General features: G+C 67.5%; 9 protein-coding genes and 2 pseudogenes. 4 read left to right on the top strand and 7 right to left on the bottom strand.

Going from position 1 to position 9,070, the window contains the following annotated elements:
- Nucleotides 1–303: pseudogene (locus V8683_RS17540) on the top strand (hypothetical protein); the annotation flags it as partial.
- A 97-nt stretch (nucleotides 304–400) separates the two neighbouring features.
- On the opposite strand, the gene otsA reads toward V8683_RS17540, so the two are convergent.
- The 5 genes from otsA to V8683_RS17515 all read right to left on the bottom strand — a co-directional run bounded on the left by otsA (nucleotide 401) and on the right by V8683_RS17515 (nucleotide 4,786).
- Nucleotides 401–1,843, bottom strand: a complete 1,443-nt coding sequence (gene otsA, locus V8683_RS17535; RefSeq protein ID WP_411190280.1) for an alpha,alpha-trehalose-phosphate synthase (UDP-forming) — start codon at nucleotides 1,841–1,843, stop codon at nucleotides 401–403.
- Nucleotides 1,844–2,043: 200 nt separating this feature from the next.
- Complete coding sequence (locus V8683_RS17530; RefSeq protein WP_411190281.1) at nucleotides 2,044–2,268, bottom strand: hypothetical protein; 225 nt, start codon at nucleotides 2,266–2,268, stop codon at nucleotides 2,044–2,046.
- A gap of 152 nt (nucleotides 2,269–2,420) precedes the next feature.
- Nucleotides 2,421–2,666, bottom strand: a complete 246-nt coding sequence (locus tag V8683_RS17525; protein ID WP_411190282.1) for a hypothetical protein — start codon at nucleotides 2,664–2,666, stop codon at nucleotides 2,421–2,423.
- A 95-nt stretch (nucleotides 2,667–2,761) separates the two neighbouring features.
- The gene (locus V8683_RS17520) at nucleotides 2,762–4,168 is read right to left on the bottom strand and encodes a sigma-54-dependent transcriptional regulator (protein ID WP_411190283.1); all 1,407 of its coding nucleotides are present in this window, start codon (nucleotides 4,166–4,168) and stop codon (nucleotides 2,762–2,764) included.
- A gap of 327 nt (nucleotides 4,169–4,495) precedes the next feature.
- Nucleotides 4,496–4,786: a hypothetical protein gene (locus tag V8683_RS17515; protein ID WP_411190284.1), complete on the bottom strand. Its 291-nt coding sequence runs from the start codon at nucleotides 4,784–4,786 to the stop codon at nucleotides 4,496–4,498.
- Nucleotides 4,787–5,061: 275 nt separating this feature from the next.
- Between V8683_RS17515 and V8683_RS17510 the strand changes: the two genes are divergently transcribed.
- From V8683_RS17510 to V8683_RS17500, 3 genes are all read left to right on the top strand, one after another.
- Nucleotides 5,062–6,168, top strand: coding sequence for a sigma-54 interaction domain-containing protein (locus V8683_RS17510; protein WP_411190285.1), 1,107 nt, complete (start codon nucleotides 5,062–5,064; stop codon nucleotides 6,166–6,168).
- A 216-nt stretch (nucleotides 6,169–6,384) separates the two neighbouring features.
- Entirely contained in the window at nucleotides 6,385–6,927 is a 543-nt protein-coding gene (locus tag V8683_RS17505; protein ID WP_411190590.1) for a hypothetical protein, read from the top strand.
- Nucleotides 6,924–7,499: a hypothetical protein gene (locus tag V8683_RS17500; RefSeq protein WP_411190286.1), complete on the top strand. Its 576-nt coding sequence runs from the start codon at nucleotides 6,924–6,926 to the stop codon at nucleotides 7,497–7,499. The genes V8683_RS17505 and V8683_RS17500 overlap by 4 nt, the downstream gene beginning before the upstream one ends.
- 86 nt (nucleotides 7,500–7,585) lie before the next feature.
- Here the strand turns inward: V8683_RS17500 and V8683_RS17495 are convergent, their stop codons facing one another.
- Both V8683_RS17495 and V8683_RS17490 read right to left on the bottom strand, forming a co-directional pair.
- Complete coding sequence (locus V8683_RS17495) at nucleotides 7,586–8,932, bottom strand: ABC transporter ATP-binding protein (protein WP_411190287.1); 1,347 nt, start codon at nucleotides 8,930–8,932, stop codon at nucleotides 7,586–7,588.
- Nucleotides 8,933–8,960: 28 nt separating this feature from the next.
- A pseudogene (locus tag V8683_RS17490) lies at nucleotides 8,961–9,070 on the bottom strand (ABC transporter permease subunit); the annotation flags it as partial.

Below are 9,070 nucleotides of genomic sequence, written 5' to 3'. Positions count from 1 at the left end.
CCGCGGGGGGGGCGCGGGGGGGGGGGGGGGGGGGGGGGGGGCGCGCCCCCCGGCTTCCGCGGGCCCCGACCGCACGTCGACGCGCATCACGAACGCGTGCTGCGCGAAACGCGCAACTCGGGCGTGCTGCTCGCCGTGCACGTATGCGCCGAAAACCAGGCGATCGCCGCCGAGGTGCTCGGCGAAGCGGGCGCGTCCGATATCGAGCGCGCCTCCGGCCACTGGCAAGGCGGCCATTGGGCGGACTTCGATCCGACCCGCTCACCCGAGCCGTACGGCGAGGCGGGCGAGCAGCGGGCCTAGTCCGAGGGTCGCGCGGGGGACGCTGCAATGCAACGCGGCGGCTCGAAGGCCGCCGCGCAGGGGAATCGTGCGCGCCCGGCAAGACGCGCGGGAAGCGTCAGCTCGCCTTCGCCTTCTCGGGCGTCGGCGCCGGTGCCGCACCGCGCGCCTTCGCCGTCACGGAGGCGGCGGTCGCCACGCTGCGCAGGTCGGCGAGGAACGCGTCGCGCCACACCGAGAGATTGTTCAGGCGCAGCCCGGCCATCATGTCCTCGTAGCGCGAACGCCGTTCGGCGAGCGGCATCGAGAGCGCGCGTTCGAGCGCTTCCGCGGTCTGGTTCAGATCGTACGGATTCACGACGAGCGCGCCCGGCATCTGCTCGGCCGCGCCCGCGAACTGCGAGAGCACGAGCACGCCGGGGTCGTCCGGGTTCTGCGACGCTACGTACTCCTTCGCAACGAGATTCATGCCGTCGCGCAACGGCGCCACGAAGCCCACGTGCGCGAGCCGGAACAGCCCCATCAGCAGATTGCGCTCGTATTTGCGATTCAGGTACTGGATCGGCGTCCAGTCGAGTTGCGCGAAGCGGCCGTTGATGCGGCCCGCCTCGCCTTCGAGGTTGCGGCGGATCGTCTGATAGGTCTGCACGTCGGAGCGCGTCGGCGGCGCGATCTGCAGCAGCGAAACGCGGCCGTGCCAGCCCGGCCCGTTCTGCAGCAGGCGTTCGAAGGCCTGGAAACGCTCGGCGAGTCCCTTCGAATAGTCGAGCCGGTCCACGCTCATGATCAGCTTGCGGCCGCGCATGGCGTCGCGCAGGCTGCGCACGGACTTGCGGTCGGTGAACTGCCCGGCGGCCTCGGCAATCGCGTCGGGATAGATGCCGATCGGATAGGCGCCCACTTTCAGGAAGCGCGCCCACGCGTGCACCATGCCGTCCTCGCTCGCGCTGCCGTGGCCGCCGCGCTCGATGTAGTCGAGGAAGGCCTGGCGGTCCGCGTCGGTCTGGAAGCCCACCACGTCGTAGTGGCACATGAACTTCATCAGTTCTTCGTGCGGCGGCACCGAGCGCATCACCTCGGGCACCGGCAGCGGAATGTGCAGGAAGAAGCCGATCGGGTTCTTCACGCCGAGATCGCGCAGGCAGCGCGCGAACGGGATCAGGTGATAATCGTGGATCCAGATGATGTCGTCGGGTTCGATCATCGGCTGAAGCTGGCGCGCGAGCGTCACGTTCACGCGCAGATAGCCGGCGTACTCCTGGCGCTCGTAGCGCGCAAGGTCGTTGCGGTAGTGGAAGGTGGGCCAGAGCGTCGTGTTCGAGAAACCCTTGTAGTACTGGTCATAATCGCGCCGGGTGAGGCCGACCGTCGCGTAGGTGACGCTGCCCTGCTGTTCGATGACGGGAGACGACGGCTCCGCAACGGTCTCGCCGCTCCAGCCGAACCATACGCCGCCCGTTTCCTTGAGCGCATCCAGCACGCCCACGGCAAGGCCTCCTGCTGCGGGTCGTCCTTCCTGTGTCGGCGCGACGCGGTTCGATACCACGATCAGTCTGCCCATTGCGGCAATCCTCCTGTTTCGTTGATTCAGAGACTCTATATTTCAAACGTATGCAAATTTCGTGCCGCATAGGCGGCAACACCTGTTCGGCAAGACCCGACAAGGCGCGGCCCGGCGTACGGACGAGCCCGTTCCGCGCGATATTCGCGCCCGGCGAAACGTTCGATAGCGTGCGATGGAACTTGCTGCGGCAGGGGTGTTCAGGCGTCCTGTTCCGAGCCGAGATCGCGCTGGTACTCGAGACCCTCGGCGCGCGAACCGCCCTGATTGTGCTCACCGTCCGGCGGAATGCCGGGCGCGGGGCGGTTCTGGCCGGCCGGGTCGGGCGCGACCATCGGCGGCGGATTGCTGCCCTTCTGTTCTCCGTCCCGCGGGCCACGCTTGCCCGAGTAACGCGCGGAGCGACGCAATGCAGGGTGTCTCATCTCGAAGCCTCCAGCGGAAGGCCGCCATGTGGCGGTAGCGCTCTTACAGTCTAGGGGTCGTCGCGTGAAAATGCCGGTAAAAATGGTGCAGCGCTTGTAAGTCGTACATAAACGTCCGGGTGTGCCGCCGTGCAGCGGCTTGGTGGCGCCGCTCAGCCCGCGCGGGCGATCCAGCAGGCCCAGCGGGCCCAGCGCATCGAGGCCGCGCGGCCGGGCCAGACCAGCGGCGCCAGCCACCGGCCGGCCGAGCGCGGCGCTTCGTCGGGCTCCGGCGGCGGATCGCCGATGGGCGGCACGTCGGGACTGTCGGGCTCCCTCGGCGGAGGATCTTCGGGTTGCGGCGTGTGAGCCAGCGAAGGCTCGACACGAAAAGGACCGGCGGCTCGGCAAAACGGCATGGCTGACTCCTCGGAGGCACTGTCCCTGGCGTTTGCAAGAGACATACCGCGCACAGCACACCCGGCCGCCTGGCCCGGCTGCGAAGGCCGCCGCCTCAGACGCCCGCGCCGCCCGCCGCGCGCGCACGCGGCTCCGTTTCCACGCCGCCCTTGCCGGCCGGCTCGTTGCCGTACTCGACGAGGCGGTTATAGAGCGTCTTCAGGCTGATGCCCAGAATCTCGGCGGCGCGCGTCTTCACCCCGCCGCATTGCTCGAGCGTGGCGAGAATCAGTTGACGGTCGGCGTCGGCGAGCGACGTGCCGAACGGAATTGTCACCGCCGTGCCGGCCATCGGCTTCGACAGCGAGATCTGCAGCGGCACGGCGGCCGTCAGTTCGCCATCCGCGCCGGACATGATATGCGCGCGCTGCACATAGTTTTTGAGCTCGCGCACATTGCCCGGCCACGGGTAGGTCGCGAGCGTTTCGCGCACCGCCGGCGGAAACTGCTTCTTCGTGCCGTGCCGCTCGTTGAGTTCGTCGAGAAAGGACTGGGCGAGCAGCTCCACGTCCTTGCCGCGCTCCCGCAGCGGCGGCAGGCTGATCGGGAATACATTGAGCCGGTGATAGAGATCGAGCCGCAGCTTGCCTTCGGCCACGGCCTGCTCGGGATCGCGGTTCGTCGCGGCGATCAGGCGCACGTCGGTCTCGATCTCCTTCGTCGTGCCCACGCGCATGAACATGCCCGTCTCCAGCACGCGCAGCAGCTTCACCTGAAGCTCGATCGGCATTTCGGTGATTTCGTCGAGAAACAGCGTGCCGCCGTTCGCGCGCTCGAAGTAGCCCTTGTGCTGGCGATCCGCGCCCGTGAACGAGCCGCGCTCGTGGCCGAACATCTCCGACTCGATCAGGTTGGGCGAGATCGCGCCGCAGTTCACAGCGAGGAATTCGTGCTTGCGCCGCAGGCTTAGCTGATGAATGGTCTGCGCGGCGACCTCCTTGCCGGTGCCCGACTCGCCCACGAGCATCACCGAGGCGGGCGTAGGCGCGACGCGGCCGATCTGGTCGTAGACGTCCTGCATGACCGCCGAATTGCCGAGCATGAGGCCGAAGCGGCCCATGCGGCGCAGCTCGCCGCGCAAGGTGCCGATCTCGGCCTTGAGGTCGCCCGCGCGCGGCAGGCGGTTCAGGATCGCCTTCACGCGCTGCAGGTTGATCGGCTTGACGAGATAGTCGATCGCGCCCGCCTTGAGCGCGTCGACGGCGGTCTCGACCGTCGCGTGGCCCGTGATGACGACGAGCTCCACGCCCGAACGCGGATCGAGATCCTGAAAGAGGTCCGTGCCGCTGCCGTCGGGCAGCTTGAGGTCGGTGAAAACGACATCCGGCATCTGGCGCACGAGCTGGATACGGGCTTCGCGCAGATCGCCGGCCTGCGCCGTGGTCAGTCCGTCCGCCCCCACGACGACGGCGAGCGCCTCGCGGGTTTCTGCATCGTCGTCGACAATCAATACATGTGGCATCGCGTCTCGTCAGCCCTGAAAGGTGAATGGCCCCACTCGAGCTCCGCGGCCTACCCTCGGCCAGCACCCGGCACGCCGGGCGACGGCAACCGGCGCCTGACGGCGCCTACGGCAGTGCTGCACAGTGGAGTACGAAGCGGCGGAATACGCGCCGAAGAGGCCGCAGGCGCGATTTAGCCGCGTTGACGCAACAATCTCGCCGTCAATCGGCGATCCGGGAATCGATTGTTGTAGATATGACTATTATAGACATATTCGAGACAGGGGCGCACGTGGGGGTTCCAACGCGAGCACCCACGTGTCCTTCTGGTCCGGCGGTATGCCCCGTCAGGTGTTGCCGTGAGGGAACGGCCAGGGCGTACCCGCGGCGCCGTTCGCCGACGGTGCCGAAGCAGGGCCCGGGCTCGCTGCATCCGTCGACGCGCCGGTCTCGACCGTACCGCTCACAGCCGACGCAAGCGAACCGCCTTCGCCCTCCCAGCGATTCAGCTCGCGGTGATAGGTCAAACGCTGCGCGCGATGGCGCTGCGACCAGCGCCAGGCCAGCATTCCCGCCGTCGCGCCGATCGCCCCGACGGCAATCAGCGCGCTGGCCAGATTCGTCCTGTTCCTCGACATCTTGCGTCCTCCCAGTCTGGTCGGTCCAATTTCTTTGCACGGGATGCGCCGCCGCGGTTCGCGCCTCGCGCCAACGCAACAGCCCTCTCTAACGTTCTCGATTCTCGCGGACGCCACGAGTTCCGCAGCAGGATTCATGCCGTTTCGGCGGCGGCCGCCTGGCCGCTCCATTGCCGTGCAACATGCGACAGTGGTTAAATGTTTACGAGATAGAAACAAAGCGGCCGTCGGCGCGGCAGCGCACCGACCGAAACCCTTTGCAGGACGATTACCCTATGGCATCAATCGAACCGGGCTCACCCGCCACGAGGCGTGACACCCCCGGCGACAAGTCCGGCAACAGCGCCGGCAAAAACACCGGCAGCGAAACCGGAAGTGTCGGCGCGCGCGTCGCGGGACTGCAGTCCTACGGTCTGCTCTATGGATCGTCGGAGGTGATGCAGGATCTCTATGCGCAGATCGAACGCGTGGCCGTCACCGACGCCACGGCGCTGATCGTCGGCGAATCGGGCACCGGCAAGGAGCTCGTGGCGCGCACCATACACGAGCGCGGCGCGCGGCGCGATGGCCCGTTCATCGCCGTCAACTGCGGCGCGATCCCCGACGAGCTGATCGAAGCCGAACTCTTCGGCCACGAGAAAGGCAGCTTCACGGGCGCCGTGCAGGCACGCGACGGCCACTTCGAGCACGCGCGCGGCGGCACGCTGTTCCTCGACGAAATCACCGAGATGTCGCTCCTGCATCAGGTGAAGCTCCTGCGCGCGCTCGAAACCGGCGAATATCTTCCGGTGGGCGGCAGCGGCGCCATCCGCGGCGACGTGCGCATCATCGCGGCGACCAACCGCGACCCCATCGTCGCCGTGAAGGAAGGCTGCCTGCGCGAGGACCTGATGTATCGTCTCGCCGTGTTTCCGCTGCGCACGCCGCCGTTGCGCGAACGCGAGCGCGACCGCGAACTGCTCGCGCAGCATTTCCTCGCGGAACTCAACGAACAGGAACGCACGCAAAAGACCTTCAGCAAGCGCGCGCTCGACGCGGTGCGCAACTGGTCGTGGCCCGGTAACGTGCGCGAGCTGAAGAACGCGGTCTATCGCGCGTTCATCCTTGCGGAGAAGGTGGTGGAGATCACGCATCCGCAACTCGTGCCGCGCGTGAAGAAGCCCGTCACGCTGGGCGACGCAATGAGCGTGTGGATCGGCACGCCGCTCGCCGACGCGCAGAAACAGATCATCCTCGGCACGCTCAAATACTGCGGCGGAGACAAGCGGCTCGCCGCGCGCACGCTGGGCGTGAGCCTCAAGACGCTCTACAACCGGCTCGGCAGCTACGGCGCCGAAGACAGCAACGAAGGCGACGACACGAGCGAGCGCGAGCCCGGGTAAGCCGCGGAATCAAGCAGATCCTGGCTCGTGTCGCAGCATATTTTGCAAACTTTTGCACTTTCCCTATCCCCTTCCCCGGTAGCGTCCTGCACAATTCGCGACAGCACAAAAGCGCGCCGCATGCCGTCCGCAGGCCGTCCTGCAGGCCGCTGGCGCAAGGCAGGGATAGAACATGCAAGAACGACGTACCGCGCAACGGCTCACCTCCGCAGTTGAATCCGCTTCCCCCCCTTCTCGCCGCGACGCGCGGCCTCGCTCGCCCTGCTCGCCGCGTTGAGCCTTGCCTGCTCGGCGTGCAGTTCGCTCTATTCCGAAGGGGCGCAGACGGGGGCCGGTATCGGCGGCGCGGCAATCGCCTCGAAGGTCACGAACAACGCCGCAGTCGCAACGGGTATCGGCCTCGGCTTCGTGGCCGCCGCGAAGGCCGGCGTGCAGTACTCCGAACGGGTCGTCCACCGCAATACCCAGGACAGCATCGCGAAGGTCGCCGGGCCGCTCGACGTGGGCGGCGTCGCGCCGTGGTCCATCACGCACTCGTTCCCGATCGAGGACGACGAGCATGGCCGCGTCACCGTGAGCCGCGTGATCAGCAGCGGCGCGCTCGACTGCAAGGAGATCGTGTTCTCGGTCGATCACGACGCAACGAAGGACGCCGCCGCCACGAGCGCGTTCTACGTGGCCGCCGTCTGCCGCGACGGCGACGCATGGAAGTGGGCCTCCGCCGAGCCCGCTACCGACCGCTGGGGCGCGCTGCAATGACCACGCCCACCGCCGCATTCGCGCCCGGCGCGCCGCACGCGCGTCCGCCGGGGTCTCCGCTTGCGCGCCCGCTCGTGCGCTTTCTCGCGCTCGCCGCACTGTGCGCCGGCGCGGCGCTCGCCGCGAGCGGCTGCGCGTCGATCGGCGCCGCGAGCGGCGCGGCCGCGGCCGCCGCAACGGGCATCGTCACGGCCAACCCGGCCGTCGGCGTCGGCGTGGGCATCGCCGTGCAGGCCGCCACCGACGAGGCGGTGAACCGCTTCATGAAGAACATGCACGCCGACCAGCAGGACATGATTGCCCAGACCGCCGGCCGGCTGCCCGTGGGCGGCATGGACATCTGGCGCATCAAGCACCAGTTGCCGGTCGAGAACGGCCACGGGCAGGTGCGCGTGACGCGCGCCTTCTCGTCGGCGCTCGCGTTGTGCAAGGAGTTCGTGTTCTCGGTACAGGACGGCGAAGCCGCCGACGCCCCCGAGCAGTGGTACACCGCGAGCACCTGCCGCGACGCCGGCGGCTGGAAATGGGCGTCGGCCGAACCGGCGGTCGAGCGCTGGGGCACGCTCCAATAAGCGCAACGAAAAAAAACGGTCGCCCGAGGCGACCGTTTTTGCTGGTGCATCCGATCCGGCGGGATCCCGCCGGATGCCGCCAACACTCAGGACTCGACGTCTTCGAGGCTGAAGATTTCCGACTGGTCGTTGTACGAGAAGATCTCGCCGTAACGGCCCCAGTCGATCACCGTGTCGAGTGTCTCTTCGGCCGCGCCGTCGGAGAGGAAATCCTCCAGCTCCTGCTCGAAGCGCACGCGCGGCGCGCGGTGTCCCGGACGCTCGTTGAGCACCTTCTTGATCCGCGCCGCGAGCGGCACGTGACGCAGCAGGTGCTCCGCGAACATCATCTTGCGCTCCTGCGTACCGAACTCCGCGAACACGCGCCCCGGCGGCGTGAGCAGCACGTCGCCCTCGCGCACGTCGGCAAAGCCGAGGTTCTGCAGCATTTCGGCGATCGGGAACAGGTCGTCCACTTCCAGATGCAGCGTACGCGCGATTTCCGGCATGTCGGCGCGGCCGTGGTACGGCGCCATCGCCAGCGTCTCGATCAGACCCGCCATCAGGTTAGTGGACACGCGCGGCAGCCAGCTACCGAGATCCAGCCCCTTCTTCGTCGTCTCGCCGATCTGGCGCGCAGTCATCTTCGCGTAAATGTCGTCCACGAGCTTGCGGAACGCCGGGTCGAGACGGTTGCGCGGGTGCTTGAACGGCACTTCGATCTCGGCCACGACGCGGCCCGGGTTCGACGAGAGCACGAGAATGCGGTCGCACATGAACACCGCTTCCTCGATGTTGTGCGTGACGATCAGCACCGACTTGATCGGCAGGCGACCCTGGGTCCACAGGTCGAGCAGATCGGTACGCAGCGTTTCGGCGGTCAGCACGTCGAGCGCGGAGAACGGCTCGTCCATCAGCATCAGCATCGGGTCGACGACGAGCGCGCGCGCGAAGCCCACGCGCTGGCGCATGCCGCCCGAAAGCTCGCGCGGGTAGGCGTTCTCGAAGCCGTCCAGACCGATCAGGTCGATGGCGGCCAGCGCGCGCTCGCGGCGCTCCTGCGCGCCCACACCCTGCGCCTCGAGACCCGCTTCCACATTCTGCAGGACGGTCAGCCACGGGAACAGCGCGAAGGTCTGGAACACCATCGCAACACCTTCGGCCGGACCGTCGAGCGGCTTGCCGCGCCAGGTGACTTCACCGGAAGTCGGCGAGATCAGGCCGGCGATGATGCGCAGGAGCGTGGACTTGCCCGAGCCCGAACGGCCCAGCAGCCCGACAATTTCGCCTTCGCGCAGCGAGAGGTTCGCGTCGTCGAGCACGAGCAGCTCGCCCTGGGCCTTGCTGAAGCCCCGGCACACGTCCTGCACGCGCAGAATTTCCTCGCCGAGCCGCGGCGGAGCCGGCGTTTCGACATCGCTGTTTGCGGCACTCATAGTCTTGGGATTTTGCATCGCGTTTGCCTTCAGTTCTCAATCAGTCTCAGTCCAGCCGCAGCCTGGCTTCGGCGTGAGCGTACAACGGGCGCCAGAGCAGGCGGTTGAACAGCGTAACGAACAGGGACATCACGGCAATGCCCAGGATGATCTTCG

The organism is Paraburkholderia sp. AV2 (genome assembly GCF_054968425.1).
This window is presented reverse-complemented; position numbering and strand designations above follow the sequence as displayed.

Excerpts from the sequence above, each read along its gene's own strand:
- V8683_RS17515 (WP_411190284.1), bottom strand. The coding sequence starts at position 4,786 with ATGTCGAGGAACAGGACGAATCTGGCCAGCGCGCTGATTGCCGTCGGG.
- V8683_RS17510 (WP_411190285.1), top strand. The coding sequence starts at position 5,062 with ATGGCATCAATCGAACCGGGCTCACCCGCCACGAGGCGTGACACCCCC.
- V8683_RS17500 (WP_411190286.1), top strand. The coding sequence starts at position 6,924 with ATGACCACGCCCACCGCCGCATTCGCGCCCGGCGCGCCGCACGCGCGT.
- V8683_RS17520 (WP_411190283.1), bottom strand. The coding sequence starts at position 4,168 with ATGCCACATGTATTGATTGTCGACGACGATGCAGAAACCCGCGAGGCG.
- otsA (WP_411190280.1), bottom strand. The coding sequence starts at position 1,843 with ATGGGCAGACTGATCGTGGTATCGAACCGCGTCGCGCCGACACAGGAA.
- V8683_RS17525 (WP_411190282.1), bottom strand. The coding sequence starts at position 2,666 with ATGCCGTTTTGCCGAGCCGCCGGTCCTTTTCGTGTCGAGCCTTCGCTG.
- V8683_RS17495 (WP_411190287.1), bottom strand. The coding sequence starts at position 8,932 with ATGCAAAATCCCAAGACTATGAGTGCCGCAAACAGCGATGTCGAAACG.
- V8683_RS17530 (WP_411190281.1), bottom strand. The coding sequence starts at position 2,268 with ATGAGACACCCTGCATTGCGTCGCTCCGCGCGTTACTCGGGCAAGCGT.